Origin of the sequence: Rhodovulum steppense (genome assembly GCF_004339675.1) — a bacterium.
Lineage (GTDB): Bacteria > Pseudomonadota > Alphaproteobacteria > Rhodobacterales > Rhodobacteraceae > Rhodovulum > Rhodovulum steppense.
Window position 1 is genome coordinate 1 of the sequence record NZ_SLVM01000008.1, and the last position, 21,394, is coordinate 21,394.

The 21,394-nt window shown below is 65.5% G+C and carries 23 protein-coding genes and 3 tRNA genes; 13 read left to right on the forward strand and 13 right to left on the reverse strand.

Annotation, left to right across the window (positions count from 1 at the left end):
* Positions 1-203: 203 nt before the first annotated feature.
* Positions 204-293, reverse strand: a tRNA-Ser gene (locus EV216_RS06630).
* 474 nt (positions 294-767) lie between these two features.
* Positions 768-857: transfer RNA gene (locus EV216_RS06635), tRNA-Ser, on the reverse strand.
* A gap of 287 nt (positions 858-1,144) precedes the next feature.
* Between EV216_RS06635 and EV216_RS06640 the strand changes: the two genes are divergently transcribed.
* Genes EV216_RS06640 through EV216_RS06670 form a run of 7 tightly spaced genes read left to right on the forward strand, consistent with a single transcriptional unit; the run spans position 1,145 to position 7,587 of the window.
* The gene (locus tag EV216_RS06640; RefSeq protein WP_132694277.1) at positions 1,145-2,101 is read left to right on the forward strand and encodes an SPOR domain-containing protein; all 957 of its coding nucleotides are present in this window, start codon (positions 1,145-1,147) and stop codon (positions 2,099-2,101) included.
* A gap of 13 nt (positions 2,102-2,114) precedes the next feature.
* Complete coding sequence (locus EV216_RS06645) at positions 2,115-3,287, forward strand: D-alanyl-D-alanine carboxypeptidase family protein (protein ID WP_132694278.1); 1,173 nt, start codon at positions 2,115-2,117, stop codon at positions 3,285-3,287.
* A gap of 1 nt (position 3,288) precedes the next feature.
* Positions 3,289-3,915: a dTMP kinase gene (gene tmk / locus EV216_RS06650; RefSeq protein ID WP_132694279.1), complete on the forward strand. Its 627-nt coding sequence runs from the start codon at positions 3,289-3,291 to the stop codon at positions 3,913-3,915.
* On the forward strand, positions 3,912-5,045 hold the full coding sequence (locus tag EV216_RS06655; protein WP_132694280.1) for a DNA polymerase III subunit delta': 1,134 nt from the start codon (positions 3,912-3,914) through the stop codon (positions 5,043-5,045). Before tmk ends, EV216_RS06655 begins: the two co-directional genes overlap by 4 nt.
* 6 nt (positions 5,046-5,051) lie before the next feature.
* A complete protein-coding gene (locus tag EV216_RS06660; RefSeq protein WP_132694281.1) occupies positions 5,052-5,861 on the forward strand; it encodes a TatD family hydrolase in 810 nt (269 codons plus the stop codon).
* Complete coding sequence (locus EV216_RS06665; RefSeq protein ID WP_132694282.1) at positions 5,858-6,658, forward strand: MBL fold metallo-hydrolase; 801 nt, start codon at positions 5,858-5,860, stop codon at positions 6,656-6,658. The genes EV216_RS06660 and EV216_RS06665 overlap by 4 nt, the downstream gene beginning before the upstream one ends.
* Positions 6,658-7,587: an AEC family transporter gene (locus EV216_RS06670; RefSeq protein ID WP_132694283.1), complete on the forward strand. Its 930-nt coding sequence runs from the start codon at positions 6,658-6,660 to the stop codon at positions 7,585-7,587. Before EV216_RS06665 ends, EV216_RS06670 begins: the two co-directional genes overlap by 1 nt.
* Before the next feature lie 6 nt (positions 7,588-7,593).
* Here the strand turns inward: EV216_RS06670 and EV216_RS06675 are convergent, their stop codons facing one another.
* The 3 genes from EV216_RS06675 to EV216_RS06685 all read right to left on the reverse strand — a co-directional run bounded on the left by EV216_RS06675 (position 7,594) and on the right by EV216_RS06685 (position 10,854).
* Positions 7,594-8,628 carry an ankyrin repeat domain-containing protein gene (locus tag EV216_RS06675; protein WP_132694284.1) on the reverse strand — a complete coding sequence of 345 codons (1,035 nt, stop codon included), beginning with the start codon at positions 8,626-8,628 and terminating at the stop codon, positions 7,594-7,596.
* 108 nt (positions 8,629-8,736) lie between these two features.
* Entirely contained in the window at positions 8,737-9,636 is a 900-nt protein-coding gene (gene rpoH / locus EV216_RS06680; RefSeq protein ID WP_132694285.1) for an RNA polymerase sigma factor RpoH, read from the reverse strand.
* 177 nt (positions 9,637-9,813) lie between these two features.
* Positions 9,814-10,854 (reverse strand): RluA family pseudouridine synthase, encoded by a 1,041-nt coding sequence (locus tag EV216_RS06685; RefSeq protein WP_132694286.1) that lies wholly within the window; start codon positions 10,852-10,854, stop codon positions 9,814-9,816.
* Here EV216_RS06685 and EV216_RS06690 point away from each other — a divergent pair.
* The 4 genes from EV216_RS06690 to EV216_RS06705 all read left to right on the forward strand — a co-directional run bounded on the left by EV216_RS06690 (position 10,853) and on the right by EV216_RS06705 (position 13,206).
* Positions 10,853-11,155, forward strand: a complete 303-nt coding sequence (locus EV216_RS06690; protein WP_132694287.1) for a DUF6476 family protein — start codon at positions 10,853-10,855, stop codon at positions 11,153-11,155. The two genes, EV216_RS06685 and EV216_RS06690, sit on opposite strands and share 2 nt — an antisense overlap.
* An 81-nt stretch (positions 11,156-11,236) precedes the next feature.
* Positions 11,237-11,956, forward strand: a complete 720-nt coding sequence (hisA, locus tag EV216_RS06695) for a 1-(5-phosphoribosyl)-5-[(5-phosphoribosylamino)methylideneamino]imidazole-4-carboxamide isomerase (RefSeq protein WP_132694288.1) — start codon at positions 11,237-11,239, stop codon at positions 11,954-11,956.
* 180 nt (positions 11,957-12,136) lie between these two features.
* On the forward strand, positions 12,137-12,895 hold the full coding sequence (hisF, locus tag EV216_RS06700) for an imidazole glycerol phosphate synthase subunit HisF (RefSeq protein WP_132694289.1): 759 nt from the start codon (positions 12,137-12,139) through the stop codon (positions 12,893-12,895).
* Positions 12,895-13,206, forward strand: coding sequence for a phosphoribosyl-ATP diphosphatase (locus tag EV216_RS06705; RefSeq protein WP_132694290.1), 312 nt, complete (start codon positions 12,895-12,897; stop codon positions 13,204-13,206). The genes hisF and EV216_RS06705 overlap by 1 nt, the downstream gene beginning before the upstream one ends.
* A 67-nt stretch (positions 13,207-13,273) precedes the next feature.
* On the opposite strand, the gene EV216_RS06710 is transcribed toward EV216_RS06705, so the two are convergent.
* Positions 13,274-13,750 carry a CoA-binding protein gene (locus EV216_RS06710; protein ID WP_132694291.1) on the reverse strand — a complete coding sequence of 159 codons (477 nt, stop codon included), beginning with the start codon at positions 13,748-13,750 and terminating at the stop codon, positions 13,274-13,276.
* Between the two features lie 202 nt (positions 13,751-13,952).
* Positions 13,953-14,738: a 23S rRNA (guanosine(2251)-2'-O)-methyltransferase RlmB gene (rlmB, locus tag EV216_RS06715; protein WP_341539357.1), complete on the reverse strand. Its 786-nt coding sequence runs from the start codon at positions 14,736-14,738 to the stop codon at positions 13,953-13,955.
* Positions 14,739-14,847: 109 nt separating this feature from the next.
* Here rlmB and EV216_RS18180 point away from each other — a divergent pair.
* A tRNA-Tyr gene (locus EV216_RS18180) sits at positions 14,848-14,931 on the forward strand.
* Positions 14,932-15,010: 79 nt separating this feature from the next.
* Here the strand turns inward: EV216_RS18180 and EV216_RS06720 are convergent.
* From EV216_RS06720 to EV216_RS06750, 6 genes are all read right to left on the reverse strand, one after another.
* Entirely contained in the window at positions 15,011-16,066 is a 1,056-nt protein-coding gene (locus tag EV216_RS06720; RefSeq protein WP_132694293.1) for a tyrosine-type recombinase/integrase, read from the reverse strand.
* A 255-nt stretch (positions 16,067-16,321) separates the two neighbouring features.
* The gene (locus tag EV216_RS06730; RefSeq protein WP_132694295.1) at positions 16,322-16,654 is read right to left on the reverse strand and encodes a capsid cement protein; all 333 of its coding nucleotides are present in this window, start codon (positions 16,652-16,654) and stop codon (positions 16,322-16,324) included.
* A 2-nt stretch (positions 16,655-16,656) separates the two neighbouring features.
* Positions 16,657-16,872, reverse strand: coding sequence for a phage head-tail joining protein (locus EV216_RS06735; RefSeq protein ID WP_132694296.1), 216 nt, complete (start codon positions 16,870-16,872; stop codon positions 16,657-16,659).
* Positions 16,872-18,620, reverse strand: coding sequence for a phage major capsid protein (locus EV216_RS06740; RefSeq protein WP_165899177.1), 1,749 nt, complete (start codon positions 18,618-18,620; stop codon positions 16,872-16,874). Before EV216_RS06740 ends, EV216_RS06735 begins: the two co-directional genes overlap by 1 nt.
* A 128-nt stretch (positions 18,621-18,748) precedes the next feature.
* Positions 18,749-20,095, reverse strand: a complete 1,347-nt coding sequence (locus EV216_RS06745; RefSeq protein ID WP_132694298.1) for a phage portal protein — start codon at positions 20,093-20,095, stop codon at positions 18,749-18,751.
* Positions 20,095-20,631, reverse strand: a complete 537-nt coding sequence (locus tag EV216_RS06750) for a hypothetical protein (protein WP_132694299.1) — start codon at positions 20,629-20,631, stop codon at positions 20,095-20,097. Before EV216_RS06750 ends, EV216_RS06745 begins: the two co-directional genes overlap by 1 nt.
* 465 nt (positions 20,632-21,096) lie before the next feature.
* Between EV216_RS06750 and EV216_RS06755 the strand changes: the two genes are divergently transcribed.
* Positions 21,097-21,360 carry a hypothetical protein gene (locus tag EV216_RS06755; RefSeq protein WP_132694300.1) on the forward strand — a complete coding sequence of 88 codons (264 nt, stop codon included), beginning with the start codon at positions 21,097-21,099 and terminating at the stop codon, positions 21,358-21,360.
* The last annotated feature ends 34 nt before the right edge of the window (positions 21,361-21,394 follow it).

The following is a 21,394-nucleotide window of genomic DNA, read 5'->3' on the forward strand; positions in this document are numbered from 1 at the left end:
ACCCGCACTCAGGGCTGAAAATGCGCTCGCCCCGCGAGGTCATCGCAGCTCAAACCGCAACCGCCTGAGTGTCCGGTGAAACGGGGGCAAGACCAACCCCGTGGCGCGACGGCGAAAGGAAGGCGGACAGTTTCATGGGCGTGGTGCTCCACTTTGTGTCGCACTTGCCTGCCCAACTCTTAAGCTGCTGATTTAAAAGGAAATGGCGGAGAGACAGGGATTCGAACCCTGGAGACAGTTTCCCGCCTACACGCGTTCCAGGCGTGCGCCTTCGACCACTCGGCCACCTCTCCATGAAGATGGTTCCTAACCTCACCTTATGTGATTGTGCAAGAGAGACTTTGTTGCTTGGTGCGGGCGTTGATGATGTGACCGCCCCCGACGGCGTCGATGTGCCAAGGTGGGTCTGGGCGAAGGCTTCAAGGTCCGCGTCCGTTGCGGGCGGCTGGGCGCGCAGGTGGTCCCAGGGGGCGGCGAGGACAGGATTGCCAGACGGGGGCCGGGCCGAGCAAGGCGGGCAGAGGCGAGGTCACGGACCGCGGCGGCATAGGGGCGGATGCCGGGCCAGGGTCGCGGTGGCGAGTCGGCCTTGGAGGTAGATCAGGGCCTGAGCCTTCCGGTCAGCGTTGGTCGCCGGGCGACATTCGCAGCGGGGAGACACTAGGGCCGGGCGCGTCATTCCGAAGCAGGATGAGGGCGAAAAGGGGGGATGCCCTTGGGGGCAAATGATAATTTTCGCTTTTAATCAATGCCTTATGGGACTTCTATGGCGGAAGCGGTGGGATTCGAACCCACGATACGGTCTCCCGTACGCCAGTTTTCAAGACTGGAGCCTTCAACCACTCGGCCACGCTTCCCAGCCGATCGGGCGCCCGACGACGAGCCCGGACACGCTGTTCTGCTTGAAAGCATATTCCGGCCCCAGGGTCCAGTACCATGGTGCAGCCGCGATAACGCAAAGGCTGAATGAGCGGGCTGAATTTCGCGCGGGATCAGGTGCGAGTCTTTCCTTGCCCCGGGGCTGGCGCTATGATGCATGGGCAGGCGGTGCGGGCTGTCCGGGAGGCCGGTTTGTCCCGGTATCACCGGAAGCCCGGCAGATAAGGGCACGACGCAGGACACCTGCGCGCAGAGGGGGCAAGGCATGACGGGAAACCGGATCGGGCGGCTGGCCATGGCCTTGGGCATGGCGGCCATCGTGGCGGGCTGCCAGGACGGTAGCGGACCCTTCGCGGCGTTTCAGGAGCGCGCAGCGGACGCAGAGGCGGTCGCCGATGCGGCGGGTGGCGATGCGATCGGCCAGGGCGATATCGAGGCGCCCGAGATTTTCTCGACCGCCGAAAGCGGGTTGTGGGACGGTCGACCCTCGCTGGGCGGCGTTTGGATCGCGCATCCCGATGTGTCCAGCCCTCAGCGGGTGCTTATCCGCAACATGGCGAATGGCAAATCCGTGCAAGGGGCGCTTTTTCGACGCGAGCGCGAGATGCCCGGGCCGAAATTGCAGGTTTCCTCGGATGCGGCAGCGGCGCTTGCGCTTCTGGCTGGCCAGCCGACCGAACTGCGTGTGGTGGCGCTGCGCCGCCAACGGGCGCCGGAGGCCGCGACAACCGAAACGACCCCCGCACCGGGTGCCGCCGCAGCCCCCCGTCCGGCGGCTGCGGGATCGACGCCTCCCGCCCCTCGCCCCGCCCGCGCCGCAACGCCGCCCGCGACCGGCCCGGCCGCGGCTGCCCCTGCAGCGCCCCCCCGCGCGGCCGCGATGGCACCAGCCGACATCGCCGCCCCCGCCCCAGGAACAGTCGCGATCCCGGGCGAGGCCCAGGCAGCCCAGACCGCGGCGATGCCCGTCGTCCCGCGTGCCTCGACGCTGGATCGACCCTTCATCCAGGTCGGCATCTTCACTGTCGAGCAGAATGCACGCGACGCCGCCCAGACGCTGGGCAAGGCCGGGATCGTGCCCTCGATCCGGGAACAGCGGCGGGGGGGCAAGACCCTCTGGCGCATCGTCATCGGACCTTCGGTCAGCCGCGAGGATCAGGCCGCGCTGCTTGAGAAGGTCAAGGGGCTCGGCTACACCGATGCCTATTATGTGTCAAAGTGAGGCGCTGCGCACCATGGAACAGACCTTCCCGCGAGCCAAGACCCTGACCATGCTTGCGGCGATTGTCGCGCTTGTCTTGGCCGGGCCGGCCCGCGCGGCCTTCGAGACCCGTGCGACCGCGGCCTATGTCTATGATCCGACCACCGACACCGTGCTTCTGGCCAAGAATGCCGACGAGTCGATGCCGCCTGCCTCGATGGCCAAGCTGATGACGTTGAACATGCTGTTCGAGGCCTTGCGCGATGGGCGGGTGACACTCGAAACCCGGTTCTCGGTGTCGTCGCGCGCCATGGCGATCGGCGGCTCGACGATGTTCCTGAACGAACGCGACCGCCCCATGGTCGAGGAACTGATCCGCGGCATCATCGTGCAGTCGGGCAACGATGCCTGCGTCGTGGTGGCCGAGGGGCTTGCGGGAACGGAAGAGGCCTTCGCCCGACTGATGACCGAGCGCGCGCGCGCATTGGGGATGACCCAATCCACCTTCGCCAATTCCACCGGCTGGCCGCATCCGAACCAGCGGATGAGCATGCGTGATCTGGGCATCGTGGCCGAGCGGCTGATCGAGGAATTCCCCGAATATTACGGCTATTTCGCCGAGGCGGAATACCCCTTTGACGGTCGCGCGCCGCAGAACCGGTTCAACCGCAACCCGCTGTTGAAACTCGGGATCGGCGCCGACGGGCTGAAGACCGGCCATACGCGCGAGGCAGGCTTCGGGCTTGTCGGCTCGGCGATCCAGGACGGGCGGCGGGTGATCTTCGTGATAACCGGGCTCGAAACCGAGGCACAGCGGGCCGAGGAAGGCGAGAGGATCGTGAACTGGGCCTTCCGCCAGTTCGTCCAGCGCGAGGTCCTGCGCAAGGGCGAGCGGGTCGCGGCAACCAGGGTCTGGATGGGCGAGATCGAGCAGGTCGGACTGGTCGCGCCCGACGATATCGCGATCCTTCTGCCCGCGCTGGTGCAGGGTGAGCTTGAGGCCGAGGTGGTTTATCGCACGCCCATCCTCGCCCCGATCGAGGCGGGGCAGGAACTGGGCGAACTGGTCATAACGCGGCCCGAGATGGACCCCCTGCGGGTGCCGCTGGTGGCAGAGCGCGCGGTCGGGCGCGGCGGTTTCGTGCCGCGGCTGCGCAGCGCCAGCGAGGTTCTGATCGGGCTGGGACGGGAGGCCACGGGCCTCTGACATGGGCGGGGCCGCGCGGTTCATCACCTTCGAAGGCATCGACGGTTCGGGCAAATCCACCCAGGCGCGGCGCCTTGCCGAGGATCTGCGCGCGCGCGGCCGCGAGGTCGTGCTGACCCGCGAGCCGGGCGGCAGCCCCGGCGCCGAGGAGATCCGGCGGCTGGTGCTGGAAGGCGATCCCGATCGCTGGTCGGCCGAGACGGAAATCCTGTTGTTCACCGCGGCCCGGCGCGACCATCTGGAAAAGACGATTGAACCGGCGCTGGCCGCGGGCCGGGTGGTGATCTGCGACCGCTTCGCCGATTCCACCCGCGTCTACCAGGGCATAACGCGGGGCGACCTGCGCCGGGTGGTCGACAAGCTGCACGCGCTGATGATCGGGCGCGAGCCCGACCTGACCTTCGTGCTGGACATGGACCCGGGCACCGGGCTGGCGCGCGCGCGGGGGCGCAACGGCACCGAGGAACGGTTCGAGGATTTCGGCGAGGCGATGCAGGTGCGGATGCGGGCGGGGTTTCTGGATCTGGCACAGGAATTCGCCACGCGCTGCCGGGTGATCGACGCAACCCGCGAGGCCGATGCCATCGCCGCCGAGATTGCCGCGCTGACGCAGGCGGCGCTGGCATGAGCGACGAGGCCATCCCCGAACCCGACCGCGTCGAGGGCGCCCCCCATCCGCGCGAAACCGCCCGCGTGATCGGGCAAGGTGCGGCCGAGGCGGCGTTCCTTGACGCCTTCACGGGCGGGCGGATGCATCATGGCTGGCTGCTGACCGGGCCGCGCGGGGTGGGCAAGGCGACGCTGGCCTGGACCATCGCGCGGTTCCTGCTGGCCCAGCCCATGGGCGATACGGGGGGCGGGCTGTTCGGCGACGCGCCCCCTGCCCCCGACCGGCTGGACATCGCGCCCGATCACCCGGTCGCCCGCCGGATTTCGGCGCTGTCGGACCCGGGGCTGATGATGATCCGGCGCGGCTGGGATGACGAGAAGAAGCGGCTGAAGACCGTCATTACCGTGGACGAGGTGCGCCGGTTGCGCGGCTTCTTCGGGATGTCGGCGGCCGAGGGCGGGCGGCGCGTGGTGATCGTGGATGCGGCCGACGAGATGAACGCCAGCGCCGCGAACGCGCTGTTGAAGCTGCTCGAAGAACCGCCCGCCAACGCGACGCTGCTTCTGGTCAGCCACCAGCCCGCGCGGCTCTTGCCGACGATCCGCTCGCGCTGCCGCGAGCTGCGGCTTTCACCCCTTTCCCCCGCCGCGATGGCCGAGGCGCTGGCCGCCGCCGGACAGGAGGTGCCGGGCGATCCGGCGGCCTTGGCCGAGTTGTCGGGCGGATCGGTCGGCGAGGCGATCCGGCTGGCCCAGCTTGAGGGGCTCGCGCTTTATGCCGAGCTTGTGACGATCTTTTCGGACCATCCGCGGCTGGACCGGCCCCGCGCGATCCGTCTGGCCGAATCTGCCGCGGGCCGGGCAGCCGAGGCGCGGTTCGACCTGACGCTGCGGCTGATCGAGCTGATGCTGGCCCGGCTGGCCCGCACCGGCGCCACCGGCACCCCGCCCCCCGAGGCCGCGCCGGGCGAGGCGGCGATGCTGGCACGCCTTGCCCCCGGCCCCGATGCCGCCCGCGGCTGGTCCGAGGCCGCGCAGATCCTGACCGCCCGCGCGCGACAGGGGCGGGCCGTCAACCTTGACCCTGCCTCGCTCATCCTCGATACGGTTCTCAGAATGGACGAGACCGCCGGCCGGCTGGCCGCCTGAGGCGAGATGACCCAACCCACCCCCCGGATCACCGACAGCCATTGTCACCTGGACTTTCCCGATTTCGGGCACGAGCTTGATCTTGTGGTCAACCGCGCGGTTGCCGCCGGGGTGACGCGGATGGTCACGATCTGCACCCGGCTCAGAAACGAGCCGCAGGTACGCGGCATCGCCGACGCCTACCCCCCGGTCTTCTACGCCGCCGGCACCCATCCGATGAGCGCGGCCGAGGAACCGATGGCCACGCTGGAGGAATTGATCGCACTGGCCCGGCATCCGAAATTCGTCGGCATCGGCGAGACGGGGCTCGATTATCACTACACGGCCGACAGCGCGGCGGTGCAGGAGGAAAGCCTGCGCATCCATATCGCTGCGGCGCAGGAAACCGGGCTGCCGCTGATCGTTCACGCGCGCGACGCCGATGAGGACATGGCGCGCATCCTGACCGAGGAATACCGCGCGCGCCCCTATGGCTGCGTGATGCATTGCTTCAGCTCTGGCGCGGGGCTGGCGCGCGCCGCGCTCGATCTGGGGTTCTACCTGTCGATGTCGGGCATCGCGGCCTTCCCCAGATCGCAGGAGCTGCGCGAGATCTTTGCCGCCGCGCCGCTGGACCGGATCCTTCTGGAAACCGACGCGCCCTATCTGGCCCCCCCGCCCCATCGCGGCAAGCGCAACGAACCGGCCTATACCGTCCATACCGCCCGGGTCGGCGCCGAGCTTTTCGGCCTCGACTATGCCGATTTCGCCGCCCGGACGCAGGCGAATTTCGATCGGCTGTTCTGGAAGGCCGCACGCTGGCAGGAGGCCGCGTGAGCGGCGCGCTCAGGTTCACCATCCTGGGCTGCGGCTCGTCGGGCGGCGTGCCGCGGCTGGGCGCGCAATGGGGCGCCTGCGACCCTGACAACCCGCGCAACCGCCGTCTGCGCTGCTCGATGCTGGTCGAGCGCGCGGGGGTCGAGGGCACGACCCGCGTTCTGATCGACACCTCGCCCGACCTGCGCGAGCAATTGCTTCACGCCGGGATCGGCACGCTGGACGCGGTGGTCTATACCCATTCCCATGCCGATCATGTCCATGGCATCGACGATTTGCGCCAGATCGTGTTCAACACCCGCCAGCGGCTGGCGGTCTGGGCCGATGGCGCGACGCAGGATGCGCTTTATTCCCGCTTCGGCTATGCCTTCACCCAGCCCGAGGGCTCGCCCTATCCGCCGATCCTGACCATGCACACGATCGACGGGCCGGTGCATGTGGACGGCGCGGGCGGGCGGGTGACGCTGATGCCGTTCCGGGTCAATCACGGTGCCATCGACGCGCTGGGGTTCCGCATCGGGGGGCTGGCCTATCTGCCCGATGTGGCCGAGATCTATGCCGAAAGCCTGCCGATGCTTCAGGGGCTCGATATCCTCGTGATCGACGCGCTGCGGCGGACGCCGCATCCCACGCATTTCCATCTGGAGCGCACGCTTGACTGGATCGAGCGCCTGGCGCCCGCCCGCGCGGTGCTGACCAACATGCATATCGACCTCGATTACGAGACGGTGGCGGCCGAGACGCCCGCCCATGTCACCCCCGCCCATGACGGGATGGTGCTGAGCCTGCCGGTCTGATGCAGGCGCTTCTGGACGTCATCCTGCCGGTCTTTCTGGTGCTGGGCTTCGGCTATGTCGCGGTCTGGCGCGGGCTGTTCTCAGAGGCGGGCGTCGACGGGCTGATGAAGTTCACCCAGAACTTCGCCATTCCCTGCCTGCTGTTTCGCGCGGTCTCGACGCTGGATCTGGGGCAGGAATTCGACTGGCGGCTGTTGTCGAGCTTCTATGCCGGGGCGACCATCGGGTTCTTTCTGGGATTGTTCGGCGCGCGGCTCCTGTTCCGCCGAAGCTGGGAAGACAGCGTCGCCATCGGCTTTGTCGGGCTGTTTTCCAACTCGCTGCTGCTGGGCCTGCCGATCACCGAACGGGCCTATGGCGCGGAGGCGCTGGCGCCGAACTATGCAATCATCGCGATGCATTCGCCCTTTTGCTACGGGCTGGGACTGACCGCGATGGAGATCGTGCGCAATCGCGGCACAGGCGTCCTGGGCACCTCGGGCGCGATCCTCAAGGCGATGTTCCGCAACGCGCTGGTGATCGGGATCGCGCTGGGGCTGGCGGTGAACCTGACCGGGCTGGCGCTGCCCGGCGTGCTGACGGATGCGCTGGATCTGATGATCCGCGCCGCCCTTCCGGCGGCGCTGTTCGGGCTGGGGGGCGTTCTTTACCGCTACCGGCCCGAGGGCGATCTGCGCGTGATCGCCTATGCCTGCGCGATCTCTCTGGTGATCCACCCCGCCGTGGTCTGGATGCTGGGCACGCAGCTTGAGTTGGAGACTGGGCAGTTCCGCTCGGCCGTCGTGACCGCCGCGATGGCGCCTGGCGTCAACGCCTATATCTTTGCCAACATGTATGGCGCGGCGCGGCGGGTCGCGGCATCCTCGGTGCTGATGGGAACGGCCGCCTCGATCCTGACCGCGTGGCTGTGGCTGGCGGTGCTTCCCTGACCGGCGTCAGGACCGCGCCGGCCAGTCGCGCACCAGTTCAAGCGAGCGTTCCAGCCCCGCGCGATGGGCGTCCTCCTCGGCGCGGTGGGCCAGATGTTCGGCAATCAACATGCGGAGATAGCTGGCGGTATCCTCGCCCAACCCATCGGTCCTGCGCGGATCAGCACCGTAATCAAGCAGCAGCCGTACCTTGGCCGTGTCATGCCCCGCGATCTGCAGGGGCAGCCGACCGGGGGTAAACCAAGGCTGCGACCGCTCGTCGAACGGCGCGTTGGGATCGGCCCCCGCCCGCAGCAGCGCCTCAAGCTCGTCAGCCGAGCCTTCCAGAACCGCCCGGTGCAAGGGCGTCCAGCCCCAGCTTTCGGTTCGGGCCTCGATATCGCCGCCCATCTTGACCAGTAGATCGGTCAGGACCGCCTTGATCGTAGCGCTTTCCCAGCCCCAGGGATAGGCTGCAACGGCATGCAGCGGACGGTAGCCGTCGGCCATGCCCGCATTCGGGTCCGCACCTTGGGCCAGCAGGAATTCCACCATCGCGACCGACCGGCCCTCGACCGACAGCGCATGGAACAGCGCAGTTTCCTGCAACGGCCCATGGCGCGCGTCGATATCGGACCCCGCAAGGCAGGCGCGCAGCCGGTCGACGTCATCCGCGGCGATCGCGGCGAACAGTTCCCGCGTCGGTTCGTCTGTCGGCTCGGCCTCGTCTTCGCGAACGCGCAGCGTTGCCATGATGGCCTTGCCGCGCCGGTAAAGTGCCTCGGACAGCCGCTGGGAAAGCAACGTATCGCCCTCGGCCTCGGCCGCAGCAAGCGCCGCGCACAACCTGTCGTTCTCGGCAGTGAAACCCGGACTGCGAACCAGTTCGACACGCAACGCGGCAATCCTGCGCCGTGCCCTCGCGGCCTCACCCCCGATATCCGGCGTCATCGCCTCCACCGCCGCCTCGACCCTTGTCACCAAGTCTTCGAACCGGTCGAATGCACCGCTGCGGGATGCCCCCTCAAGTTCCGACAAAAGATCGGCCAGATTCATACCCATACCAGTCACCAAACAATACTAGAACGCGTGCCCCCGAGTACGCGTCATAGTTGTGGATTCTGGCAGATTTCCTGTCGAACCTAGACAAATTTTAGGCATCTTGTCCGGTCAATAGGGTTTCAGCATGCCCTTTTCCCGCGCCATCTCCTGCATCCGCTTCTGAAGTTTCTCGAAGGCACGCACCTCGATCTGGCGAATGCGCTCGCGGCTGACATCGTAGACGCTGGACAATTCCTCCAGCGTCACCGGCTGGTCCTGCAAACGACGCTGCAGCAGGATGTCCTTCTCGCGCTCGTTCAGCACATCCATTGCCTGCACCAGAAGCGCCCGGCGGCTTTCCAGCTCGTCCCGCTCTGCATAGGCATCGGCCTGGTCGGCATCCTCGTCCTCAAGCCAGTCCTGCCACTCGGTCGAGGTATCGCCGTCCGCGCCCCCCACCATCGCATTCAGCGACGCATCGCCCCCAGAGAGTCGGCGGTTCATCGCGATGACCTCGTCCTCGGTCACGTTCAGGTCATGGGCGATGCGCGCGACATTCTCGGGACGAAGGTCGCCCTCTTCCAGCGCACCGATCCTGGCCTTGGCCTTGCGCAGGTTGAAGAAGAGCTTCTTCTGCGCGCTGGTCGTACCCAGTTTCACCAGGGACCACGATCTGAGGATGTATTCCTGGATCGCGGCACGGATCCACCACATCGCGTAGGTCGCGAGGCGAAAACCTTTCTCCGGATCGAAGCGTTTGACCGCCTGCATCAGCCCCACATTGGCCTCGGAAATCACCTCGGCCTGGGGCAGGCCGTAGCCGCGATAGCCCATGGCGATCTTGGCCGCCAGCCGGAGGTGCGAAGTGACCATGCGATGCGCCGCCTCGGTGTCGTGGTGATCGACCCAGCGCTTGGCCAGCATGTACTCCTCTTCCGGTTCCAGCAGCGGAAACTTGCGGATCTCCTGAAGATAGCGGTTAAGCCCCTGCTCCGGAGACGGGGCGGGAAGGTTGGCATATGTGCTCATGTCTATCCCTTTTGCTCCCTCGTGCGTTTCTTGACGATCTAGAAACTGAACCGATCAGTTCAAGTTATGTCGATTCACTTTCCATTCACCTGTTCACGCAGAATGGACCGGATTCCGTCGAGAAGGGATAAAGATCCGGTAAACATGTCAGCGGATCACGCAGGATTGCGCAGGTTGTCAGAATCGTAGCGCCGCGGCAAGCAGGGCCATGTCTTCGGGCAGCGCGGACTCGAATCGCATCTTCTCGCCCGTTCCCGGGTGAACGAAGCCCAGCGTCGCGGCATGCAGTGCCTGGCGCGGAAACTCCGCCGCCGCCGCCGACGCATCCGTCCCCACTGCCCGCTCGGACAGACGCCGCCGCCCGCCATAGACCGGATCGCCGATCAGACCGTGGCCCGCATGGGCCAGATGCACGCGAATCTGGTGGGTGCGGCCGGTCTCCAGCCAGCATTCGACCAGCGCCGCCGTCGGCGGCGCGCCAAAGGTCTCGACCACGCGGACCCGCGTGACCGCATGCCGACCACCCGAGTTCAGAACGGCTTGGCGCTGCCGGTCCGAAGGATGGCGCCCGATCCGGGTGGCGATCCGCATGACCCCGCCTGGCTCGAAACTGATAGCGTCAAGGCCCCGCAGGCGCGGATCGCCCGGATCCGGGACCCCGAAGACCAGCGCGTTGTAGTGCCGCTCGACGCTGTGGGCGGCGAATTGCGCGGACAGCGCGGCATGCGCCTTGTCGGTTTTCGCGATCACCAACAGCCCGCTCGTCTCCTTGTCGATGCGATGCACGATGCCCGGCCGCTTCTCGCCGCCGATCCCCGACAGGCTGTCACCGCAATGGGCCAGCAACGCGTTGACCAGCGTCCCCGAGGGCGAGCCCGGCGCGGGATGAACGACCATGCCCGCGGGCTTGTCGATCACGATCAACTCGTCATCCTCATGGACGACATTCAGGGGAATCGCCTGGGCCGAGGTCGCGACCTCGGTCGGTTCGGCAAAGGCGATCTCGATCTCGTCGCCCTCGGCCACCCGCGCGCGGGCTTCGCTCAGTACGGCCCCGCCGCGCGCCACGCCGCCCGCCGCGATCAGCTTGGCCAGCCGCGATCGCGTCAACCCCTCGGCCTCTGGCACATCGCGGGCCAGCGCCTTATCAAGGCGGTCAGGCGGGTTCGGTCCGATGACGACCGTCAGCCGCCGCGGCGTGGAGATGGGCGTGGACATGAACGATTCCCCGGAGCCGGAGGCCCTGCCCCCGAACCTGAAACTGCTGCGCGTGCTGGTCACCGTGCTGATGGTCACCATGATCGCAGGCTTTCTAGTCATCGTCGCGCTGTTTGTCATCCGGATGCCTGGGGGCGGCACATTGCCATTGCCCGAGGCGGTGCGCCTGCCCGATGGCGCGACGGCCACGGCCTTCACCCGCGGGCGCGACTGGGTCGCGGTGGTCACCGCCGACGACCGCATCCTGATCTTCGACGCCGAAACCGGTGCGCTGCGCCAGACCGTCCGGATCGAGAGGTAGCGGCCGCACGGGACGCGTTGCATTCCACCCGCTTTCGGGCATAACCGGCGCGCCAGCCGAAACAACCGCCGGAGCCTGCCCGTGATCCTCTACCCCGCCATCGACCTGAAGGACGGCCAATGCGTGCGCCTGCTGCGCGGCGAGATGGACAAGGCCACGGTCTTCGGCGACGACCCTGCGGCACAGGCCCTGGCCTTCCAGAAGGCGGGCTGCGAATGGCTGCATCTTGTCGATCTGAACGGTGCCTTCGCGGGACAGCCCGTGAACGGCGCGGCGGTCGAGGCGATCCTTGCGGCGGTCAACCTGCCCGCACAGCTTGGCGGCGGCATCCGCGACATGGCCACGATCGAGGGCTGGCTGTCGCGCGGCATCGCCCGGGTGATCCTCGGCACCGTGGCGGTGGAGAACCCGGCGCTGGTGCACGAGGCTGCGCGTGCCTTTCCGGGTCGCGTGGCGGTGGGCATCGACGCGCGTAAAGGCAAGGTGGCAACCAGGGGCTGGGCCGAAGACACCGACGTGACGGCCACGGATCTCGCCCGGTCCTTCGAGGACGCCGGCGTGGCGGCGATCATCTACACCGATATCGACCGCGACGGAGCGATGGCTGGACCCAATATCGCCGCGACGGAAGACCTGGCCCGGGCCGTGGCGATTCCGGTGATCGCCTCGGGCGGCGTGTCGTCGCTGGCCGACCTGATCGGCTTGCGCGATACCGGCGTGATTTCCGGCGCGATCTCCGGGCGCGCGCTCTATGACGGGGCGCTCGACCTCGCCGCGGCGCTGGTCGCGCTGCGCAGCTGAAGCCGCGAAGGGGGGCGCTGCCCCCCGTCCTTCGGACTCCCCCCGGGATATTTCCGGCCAGAAGAAGCCCCTTTGCAACTTCTTCTGGCCTCAAATATCCCGGGGTGCGGGGCAGCGCCCCGCCTCCGACGCTTTCAACTCGCGCGCGCCCGGGCTATGAGGGCACCAAAGGAGCCGTGCATGCTCAAGACCCGCATCATCCCCTGCCTCGACGTGGCCGATGGCCGCGTGGTCAAGGGCGTGAATTTCGTGAACCTCGTCGATGCCGGCGATCCGGTCGAGGCGGCCAAGGCCTATGACGCGGCCGGTGCAGACGAATTGTGCTTCCTCGACATCCACGCCACGCACGAGAACCGGGGCACCATGTTCGACGTGGTCCGGCGGACGGCGGAACAATGCTTCATGCCGCTGACGGTGGGCGGGGGCGTGCGCACGGTCGAGGATGTGCGCGCGCTGCTGCTGGCGGGCGCGGACAAGGTCAGCTTCAACTCGGCGGCCGTGGCCAACCCCGACGTGGTGCGCGAGGCCGCCGAGCAGTTCGGCAGCCAATGCATCGTCGTCGCCATCGACGCCAAGCGCGTCACTCCCGACAAATGGGAGATCTTCACCCATGGCGGCCGCAAGGCGACGGGGATCGACGCGGTGGAGTTCGCGAAGACCGTGGTGGCGAAGGGCGCGGGCGAGATCCTGCTGACCAGCATGGACCGCGACGGGACCCGGGCGGGGTTCAATATTCCCCTGACACGAGCCATTTCGGATGCGGTGGACGTACCGGTGATCGCCTCGGGTGGTGTGGGCACGCTCGACCATCTGGTCGAGGGCGTGACGGAAGGCGGCGCCAGCGCCGTGCTGGCGGCCTCGATCTTCCATTTCGGTGAGTTTACCATCAGCGAGGCCAAGGCCCACATGGCCGCCGCCGGCATTCCGGTGCGGCTGTGATGACGGTTCTTGAACGGCTGGCGGACATCATCGAGGCCCGCAAGGGCGCCGACCCCGAGAGTTCATGGACCGCCAAGCTTCTGGCCAAGGGGCCCGAGAAATGCGCCGAGAAGTTCGGCGAAGAGGCGATCGAGGCAGTGATCGAGGCGGTGCGGGGCGACCGCGACCGACTGACCGCCGAGGCTGCGGATGTGCTGTATCATCTGCTTGTGATGTTGGCGGCGCGTGACGTCACGCTGGATGCGGTGCTGGCCGAGCTTGAGCGGCGCGAGGGAACGGGAGGACTCGCCGAGAAGGCGGCGCGGCGCTGAGGTCCTTTGCACCCCAATTATCTGGAGATATTGGGAAAATCGTCGTCAGGATGTCTCCGAGTGGTCCTCAGAGGCGGGAGGAAATGATCCCCGTTGCGAACCCGCCCATGCGCAATTCGCCGAACAGCCGCTGATACTCGATCTTGGGGCAACGGTTCTGGATCACCCGCTTGCCCGCCGCCTCTGCCTGCGCCGCAGCTTCCGCATTCGTGACGCCGATCTGCATCCAGACCGTCGTCAATGCGGGCAGATGCGTCAGCGCCTCGTCGACAATCGGAGGGACATGGTCGGAGCGACGGAAGATATCCACCATGTCGACCGGGATCCCGGCGGGAATCGCGGCAAGATCGGGCAGGATCGTCTCGCCGAACAGCGTCTTGCCGACATGGGCGGGGTTGACCGGGATCACCCGCTTGCCGCGCAGCCCGAGATAGCGCGCGACATAATGGCTTGGCCGCACCGGATCGGGCGAGACGCCCACCACCGCGATCACCCGCGAGCGGATCAGCGTCTCTTTCAGGAAGTCGTCGGAATAGACACTCATGGCACGAAGCCTAACACAAAAAGGCGCCCGGGCGAGTTGCTCCCGGGCGCGAGTCGCGGAACGAGGGACAGTGAAGCAGGACAAGACCGTTCCGGGGCCTTGCCCTCTGGTTGATCAGATAGGAAGCGCGCGCCCCGGCTTCCAGTGCGCTCAGCGAACTGTGATCGGGCCGTGTCGAGGGAGCGCAATGTCGCGGCATGGCCTATCCGGCCGGATCGGCGGTTGCGGCATAAAGCGCCACGGCCGCCGCGTTCGAGACGTTGAGCGAGCCGAACGCCCCCGCCGCCGGGATTCGGGCCAGCGCATCGCAGCTTTCGCGCGTCAGTTGCCGAAGCCCCGGCCCCTCGGCCCCAAGCACCAGCCCCACCGGCCCATCCGCCTGATCCGCCAGCGCCTGCGCCAGCGTCGCCTCGGCCGCGCCATCGAGCCCGATCAGCCGGTAGCCGATTTCCTTCAGTTCCTCCATCGCGCGGGCCAGATTCGGCACCCGCAGATAGGGCTGGCGTTCCAGCGCACCCGAGGCGGTCTTGGCCAGCGCGCCGGTCTCGGGCGCGGAATGGCGGTGCGGGGCGATCACGGCGGCCGCGCCGAACACCTCGGCCGAGCGCAGGATCGCGCCCACATTATGCGGATCGGTCACCCGGTCGAGCAGCACGACCCGCCCCCGCGGCCCCGCGACGCACAGATCGGCAAGCCGCCCCCAATCCAGCGGCCGCACCTCGAGCGCTGCGCCCTGATGCACCGAACCGGGATCGAGCGGCGCCTCGAAGCGGCGCGGGTCGCAGATCTCGGGGACGATTCCGCTGGCCGCGATGGCCTCGGCCAGCCGGTCGGCCGCGTTCTTGGTCACCATCAGCCGCAGCTTTTCACGGCGTGGGTTTTCCAGCGCATCGCGCACCGCATGCAGCCCGAACAGCCACACCGTCTCGGCCGCCGCCGCGCGCCGGGCGCGTTCCTTCTCGATCACCCATGTGGGTTTCTTCGCCACGTCCAGTCCCCTTGCAAGGTGGCGCGGACCTTGCGGCCTTGGTCCGTCCTCCGCAAGGGATTTTCCTGTTGACGCGCCCCGGGCCCCGGCGTATCCACCCGCTCACTCAGGGCGACGCGCTGCAAGGTGCGGCAGCGGACTGTAAATCCGCCGGGGAGACCCATGCCTGGTTCGATTCCAGGGTCGCCCACCATTTCCATTTTTAATTGAGATAAATCAACGCCCTGCGGGGCGGTTTTGTCAACCTACGGGTTAGGTTTGACAGGTAGTGTTCACTGTTCTTTCCGTCCCAATGCCGCAACAGCACGTTCGGCAAGATGGATTCTGTTGGCCGCGACAGTGTATCGAGTCACTTCGGCAAGCGTTTGGTGGCCGCTGATGGACATGATTTCATGCGCGCTGCATCCCGCCTCGGCCAACCTCCGGCACGTTGCCTTGCGCAAGCCGTGCGGCGACAGACCATCGGGAAGCAATCGGTTGCCGTCCTTGTCCACAACTGCCTTCACCATCTTGTTAAACCAGTTGGTGAACCCCTCGGGAGTCAGCGGCTTGCCGCGATCCGACAGAATGAAAGTCAGGTTGTCCTTCGGCAAACTGTCCAGAGATGCCCGAAGTTCCGGGTGCAACGGGATGCTCACTTCCTGACCTGTTTTCTGTTGAACGATGGTTAGGACTCCAGCTTTCACATGCTGTCGGCCCATGCGCACCACGTCGCCGCGTCGCTGCCCCGTGTGGAGCAGGAGCGACAAGGCCAAATGCGCGCGGGTGCCGGGCTTATGGTGGTCGAGGAAGGCTGCGATGTGGTCTTCCTGCCAGGTTTCGAAGCCTTCCGACCTGTGCCGCATTTTCTTAATGCCCAAGGTCGGATCGTCGCGGCGCCAGCCCAGATCGACGGCATGAACCATGAGGCTTCGAAGCAACCTAAGCAGTCGGTTCGCTGCATCAGGCGTGCTCACCTTCTCAGCCAAGATCCTTTGGACGTGCCGCTTTTCCATGTGTGCTACCCGCTTTTCGCCATGTTCGGCGCGAAAGCGTTCAAGGATGTTCCTGACTGCGCGTTTCGTGGATTCAGCAAGGCCAATGAACTCGGCGCTGCGATAGTAGCTGGCAACAAGTGCGGCTACGCTACCCGGCGCGACCTTTGCTTTTCCGACTTCTGCTTTATCCGATTCCATTGCATCGGAATAAGCTGCCATGAACTGCGGAGACCACGGCAGGCCCGGCAGCGGGCGGCGTTGGAAGCCAGGGCGTCGAAAGTACCAGCGCATTTTGCCGTGTCGATCTTCGAAGCCTTGGCAATACTTGGGTGGTTTTCGGAGTTGCTTCATGCTCAGTCCCAATCATTGGTTTCGGGTTCTGTAGCGTCGCCCGAAAGTGCTTCAAACGCCAAGTCCAAAGCGCGCACATCCCAGATATTCCGGCTGCATATGCGCTTGGGGCCAGGCATCTCGCCTGCGGCAATCAGCTTGTCGAAGGTGGAAGGGCTGACTCCGATGTAGCCCGCCGCCTCGGCTCGCGATAATCCGCGCCGGAACGGCGGTTGTATCACTTGCGAAGGCTGGCGGGCTTGGCTTTGCATCGGTTCAGAACGCCGACAGGCGAACGGCAACACTGCCGGTCGTCGCGGCAGCAGCTTCGACGGCAACGCCAAGTTTGACGTTCGTGCCTTCGTCGTCGTCGATCGTGACCAGGGATTCGCCGGCGTCATAGTAGACGGCAGCGCCCAAAGTGATGTTGTCGGCTGCGACTTTGGGAAGCCGGAACACTCCGGTAGTCACAACGTCAACCTTGGCGCCGATCGCGGCGGAACCGGCAGCGATGCCCCGGATCTCGCCAGCGATGACAACGCCTCCAGAGACCACGGCAGCGGGTGCAGGGATCGTCAGGTTCGATCCGGCTTGTTCAAAGTTCTTCATGTTCAGAGTCCTTTCGATGTTTGGGGAAGGATGCGAGAGGCAGGGCGCCTGTGCATCGACTCAATCTCGGCATCGATCGCAGCGAGCGCCCGTGCCATTTCCGAGTCCGACTTGTAGAAGACAGACTCGCCGTTGCTGTCCCGGACTTCGCGGAGCCCGCCGTAGCGGGACTCCTGAAGCCGGGTGCGCCATTCGGTCAGTTGCGCAAGCGTCGCCATCACGCGGCCGAATAGTAGGCGCCGCGCCAGTCGAGCCAGCCGCAGCCAAAGTCGAGGAAGGCCCGGAACGACATTCCGAGGGTTTCCCAGGATTCCATGCGCTGGATTTGGACGCCCGGCGCGGCCGCAAGATAGGCGTATTGGAGCGACGCCAGCCGCGCCGGATCCGCCATCAGGAACCAGCCTGCGCCGGTCAAGCGGGGCTCGATGACCAGTTCCAACTTCCCTGCAAACGGGTTCGCGTCGTCAGTTTTCGGGGCGTAGATCGCGGACAGAAAACGTTCAGCGTCGGTTTCCATCGCCGGCGAAACGATCAGGTACTTCGGCGCGGCATCGATGATGGTTTTGCCGTCGAGTCCCTTCACTGTGCGCATGTGGGCGCGCGCCGACGCGACTTCGTCGAAGAGTCCCGCTTGATTGAAATCGACCGTGCCCAGGTTGCCCCGGCTGGCGTCGAAGACCGGCGTTCCGTCGCTCAGGTCCGGGTTTGCCGTCAGCAGCGAAACCAGTTCGTCCGCTTCAGTCTGCGCTGCGGCCTGCCCCATCGCGGCGGTCATGTCGCCCAGAAGGTTCAGGTCATCATCGATCATCAGCTTTCGGCTGACGTTGATCTTGCGGCCGAAGGTGCGAAGGTGAAGCGTCTCGCCGTTCTCGGCACGGGACGTGGCCTTGAACTCGCCTTGCTCCGTCATCTCTTCGAGTCGACCCATCTCGCCAAGGCGGATCGACGTCGACTCCTTGAAGTTCGGCAGGGTGCGTTGCCGCGCCAGCGCCTTCAGCGGGCTTTCGGCTGCCCGGTAGGCTTCAGCCGCGACCTTGCCCATGGCGTTGCTCACAACCAGGGGGAAGTCGGACGTGCCATGCGCTGCGCGCTGAAACAGTTCGTCGGTCGAAAGTCCGCGGACGGACACGCCCGAACGGGCCAGGGCATCGGCAGCCATTTCCTTCAGGCTCAGGCCCACGAAATCACGGCTCGCTTCGGGCAGCTCGCCACCGGCCATGCGGAATGCAAGTGCATCGGCCTGCCGCGTGCGCAGGGCTGCTGGATCGTCGGAAGAATGCCCAACGCGGATCTGCGGAAGGCTGCGGCGCCGGGTCAGGGCTTCGTCGCGGCCCGACTGCCGGATTTCGTCGTCGGTCAGTTCGTCGGCGGCTTCGGTCATGCGGGTTGCCCAATCTTCGGGAAGGGCATGGGCACTGCGGATGCGCTGAATCAGCTCGGCGCGGTCGTTTTCATTGTCTAGGGGCATGGGGGTTCCACTCCTGAAAGTTGCGCCGGGGTCGGCAGCGATTGCGACGGCGCTGGCTTCGTGAATCTGCCAGGCGACGGCGGTTCGAACCCGCTGGCCTTGCCCATCTCGGGACTCCTGCCAACGGGTCACGCGGTATCCGACTGACACGCCGCGAAGGGTGCCCTCAGAAATTCGTTCGATGATCGGCGCTGCATCGGCGGCGCCGGAAAGGCGGAAGGTTGCGACAAGCTGTCCGCTCTCCATCCGGTGAGTTTCCAAAACGCCGATAACGTCGCGGGCACTGCCCTGCCGGTGCCCGTCCAGTAGCGGAACGCCTGTCAGGTTCGACAGGTCGAGGCCGGCGGGGTCGAGACGTTCGACATAGGCGCCGCGCGCATCGCGCCGGGTCACGTCCGCGAAGGTGGAAATGGTCGCTTCAACCGTGCGGGCGTCAGCGTCGAAGCTGCCGATCGACAAAGACGCTGACCGATGCAGGGCAATATCATGTCCGGTCATCGATCGACTCCTTTTGAGCATCGGCCATGGGTCGCCCATCGCGGTCGAGGTATTGCCCGGTTCGCGGCACGAATATCCGGGTTGCCCGCTCAACGTTCACAGTGAAGCGGCGCCGCAGTTCGGTCGGTTCAATCTTCGCTCGCATTGGGCGTCCTTTCGGCTGCGATTTCGTCTTCAAGGTCGTCGGGAACCCATCCGCGTTCCGCTATTGCCTTGCGGCGACTTGTCAAACCCGCTTCGATTTCAGCGACAGTCGCGTTGATGTCTTTCAGCGGATCGACTTGCAGCGGTTTCGGCGGCAGCCAATCCGCGCGCAAATAGTGGCCGGGATTCTGTTCGAAATCCGGCGCATCGATTTGGTCCGTCAGGATTCCGTGCCGAATGACTGCCCGCCAGGTCGGCGCCAGGAGTTGCGGCACAAGAATCTGATACTGGATCTGTTCGACGCGCTGCCGAAACGGAAGCAGACCAGCGCGCAATGAACTGTAATTCGCTCCTGTCAGATCGCCGGAAAGCAGATGATCGGGCAGCCCAAGACCGGCGGCAAGCTGGCGCAGGTTCAACTTCAGAAACGAGTCGATCTGTTGCGCCTGTTGCGGGCTGGCGAATTTAATATCCCATCCGCCCCCTAAGCGTTGCAGGGTGCCAGGTTCGAGTGACGGCACGTCTTCGCCTTCAAACGGGTCTTCCCCACCAACAGCGTTTTGATTTGTGACGAATGCGCAGAACATGGCGGCGGTCTTCGCCCCGACTAGGAGCGCATCGCAAAGTTGATCGAAATCGGATGCCGGCAACACGACTGGCGCCAGCCAAGACACGCCGCGGAGTTGTCCCGGCGCGATCGGCCGGAAGACGTGCAAGACGTTTGCGGCGTCGATACGCTGCGCCGGGGCATAGTTCGCGAAGACCGAAGCCGGGCGTTCGGGGATGATCCAGAAGGCATCGCGACGCCCGTTCGCGTCAACTTCCACGCCTGCGAAGATCGCGCGACCCTCGGGCAACTCGGCAGTTCTGCTTTCGTCCAGAAGTTCGGGCGGCAGGGCGCGCAGGCGTGGCCCTTCGTCAGTGTCGATCAGCAGCGCCAGACCTTCGCCCGCAGTGACCATCGATTGCGCAATCTGCGCCTGAATGCCCCAAAAGTCGGCCCGCCCTTCGGCGTCCGCCTCAGTCGCCCACGCTTCAAAATACGCATTCAGCGCGCGACGCGTTGCCTTGTCAGGGTGCCGCGAAGTCGGTTGGATGCCGGCGCCGACAAGCGCCCCGGTCCAGTTCGCCACGCCTTGGGAAAGCCAAGGGTTGTTGTTCGCCAGATAGGCCGCGCGGCTGCGGAGCGATGCACCGGCAGCGGCGACTTCCGGGTTGATCTTGCCAAAACTGCCCATGCCCGATGCGCGCCGGCCCCCGGCCGCACCGTCGAAGCGGCGAATGGCTGGCGGTTCAGCTTTGCGGGTGAAGAGGCGCGAAAGAAGGCCCATCAGACTTCAGACTCGTGCAAGGCGGCATGAAGCGGCAGCGCGATAGAAGTGAACCGGATATACAGTGCACCTTCGATCGTTCCTGAAACACTTACAGTGTCAGGCGCCAGCGGATCAGCAGCGCCGCGGCGCATCCGCACTTCATCCCGCAGCCAGTTGCCGTAAACGCCAGCGCTTTCTTGCTCGGGAACGCGAATCCAACTAATTTCAATCAGCCACAGCGAAGGTTGCGCGGCTGACAGGTCAGTAATCGCCCGTTCCATCAGGGCTTTGTCGTCCAGATCAGAACCCAGCTTTGCCAAGTTCTCGGATGACAGCCCCATATCGATCGCTGCCATCAGGACGCGCGCCCGGAACAGTTCTGACGCCGTGAACAGAAGCGCCCCCTTCGGCCCGTAGCGGTCAGGCAACGGGCGCATGAGCCCGCGCGCAGCAAGACCCTTTAACTGATTGAATACCTTTTCGGTATTCGGCCGTTTCTCGGTTTCACTGATAACCGTTGTGAAGTCGCGCAGTGTGTAAATCCGGGTTTGCATGGCGGAACCTCCGTTGTTCCGGCCAGCATACCGATACGCAAAATGATGAGTCAACATCAAAGATTCTGCTGGATTTACTAATTCCGAATGTGCTAGAAGGGTGTTGCTGCATCATGGGAGTGATGTTGCCATGTCTGCCAACGCGGGCGGCGGGGCTTAAGACTCGTCATCCTCGGCCCTGCCGCCCGCACCCTCACGGAGTTGACCCATGCCAAATGCCAAACGACGCGCGGTCCGGAACTACGCAAAGGCGTTGAACGCTTCCGGGGTGCCCTTCGAGTTCGCGGCAGCATGTGTCGCAAAATGGCTGCAAACACGCGGGCTTCCGATCACGGGTGAGAATCTGGACATTGCATTCTGCGCCTTCTACGATTGATTCACTTATTAAGTGACGATCACTTTAGACGTCCGTAGGAATGTTGGGCGAATCTGCTAAGCTGGACTTCTCAGAAGAAGGAGTCGCAGATGTTTGCACCGATCATATCAATTCCGATAAACGAAATCGAACCGGAGTCCGTTGTATGGCGTGGCCCGTGGTTCGGAGATGCGCTTGAAGCGTCGGCCGGACAAGCCGCCGTCCTTCAAGGCGACGCAGGGATGATGCCGGGTTACTTTGCCGGCAACGGCTTTATCTCACGCGCCGACTTAGCCTGTGCCTCACTTTCGGAGGCAAGCGTGCGAGCAAAGGAGCTCGCTCAAGCGATGTGCTGTTCTAAAAAGGCATCGTAATCGGATGTGTCGCAAATTACCTAGTAACCAAGAT

Bases quoted from the DNA above. Each gene is read 5' to 3' on its own strand.
- EV216_RS06640 (WP_132694277.1), top strand. From the start codon at position 1,145: ATGACGGGAAACCGGATCGGGCGGCTGGCCATGGCCTTGGGCATGGCG.
- EV216_RS06645 (WP_132694278.1), top strand. From the start codon at position 2,115: ATGGAACAGACCTTCCCGCGAGCCAAGACCCTGACCATGCTTGCGGCG.
- tmk (WP_132694279.1), top strand. From the start codon at position 3,289: ATGGGCGGGGCCGCGCGGTTCATCACCTTCGAAGGCATCGACGGTTCG.
- EV216_RS06655 (WP_132694280.1), top strand. From the start codon at position 3,912: ATGAGCGACGAGGCCATCCCCGAACCCGACCGCGTCGAGGGCGCCCCC.
- EV216_RS06660 (WP_132694281.1), top strand. From the start codon at position 5,052: ATGACCCAACCCACCCCCCGGATCACCGACAGCCATTGTCACCTGGAC.
- EV216_RS06670 (WP_132694283.1), top strand. From the start codon at position 6,658: ATGCAGGCGCTTCTGGACGTCATCCTGCCGGTCTTTCTGGTGCTGGGC.
- EV216_RS06675 (WP_132694284.1), bottom strand. From the start codon at position 8,628: ATGGGTATGAATCTGGCCGATCTTTTGTCGGAACTTGAGGGGGCATCC.
- rpoH (WP_132694285.1), bottom strand. From the start codon at position 9,636: ATGAGCACATATGCCAACCTTCCCGCCCCGTCTCCGGAGCAGGGGCTT.
- EV216_RS06690 (WP_132694287.1), top strand. From the start codon at position 10,853: ATGAACGATTCCCCGGAGCCGGAGGCCCTGCCCCCGAACCTGAAACTG.
- EV216_RS06685 (WP_132694286.1), bottom strand. From the start codon at position 10,854: ATGTCCACGCCCATCTCCACGCCGCGGCGGCTGACGGTCGTCATCGGA.
- hisF (WP_132694289.1), top strand. From the start codon at position 12,137: ATGCTCAAGACCCGCATCATCCCCTGCCTCGACGTGGCCGATGGCCGC.
- EV216_RS06705 (WP_132694290.1), top strand. From the start codon at position 12,895: ATGACGGTTCTTGAACGGCTGGCGGACATCATCGAGGCCCGCAAGGGC.
- EV216_RS06710 (WP_132694291.1), bottom strand. From the start codon at position 13,750: ATGAGTGTCTATTCCGACGACTTCCTGAAAGAGACGCTGATCCGCTCG.
- EV216_RS06720 (WP_132694293.1), bottom strand. From the start codon at position 16,066: ATGAAGCAACTCCGAAAACCACCCAAGTATTGCCAAGGCTTCGAAGAT.
- EV216_RS06730 (WP_132694295.1), bottom strand. From the start codon at position 16,654: ATGAAGAACTTTGAACAAGCCGGATCGAACCTGACGATCCCTGCACCC.
- EV216_RS06735 (WP_132694296.1), bottom strand. From the start codon at position 16,872: ATGGCGACGCTTGCGCAACTGACCGAATGGCGCACCCGGCTTCAGGAG.
- EV216_RS06740 (WP_165899177.1), bottom strand. From the start codon at position 18,620: ATGACCGGACATGATATTGCCCTGCATCGGTCAGCGTCTTTGTCGATC.
- EV216_RS06745 (WP_132694298.1), bottom strand. From the start codon at position 20,095: ATGGGCCTTCTTTCGCGCCTCTTCACCCGCAAAGCTGAACCGCCAGCC.
- EV216_RS06750 (WP_132694299.1), bottom strand. From the start codon at position 20,631: ATGCAAACCCGGATTTACACACTGCGCGACTTCACAACGGTTATCAGT.
- EV216_RS06755 (WP_132694300.1), top strand. From the start codon at position 21,097: ATGTTTGCACCGATCATATCAATTCCGATAAACGAAATCGAACCGGAG.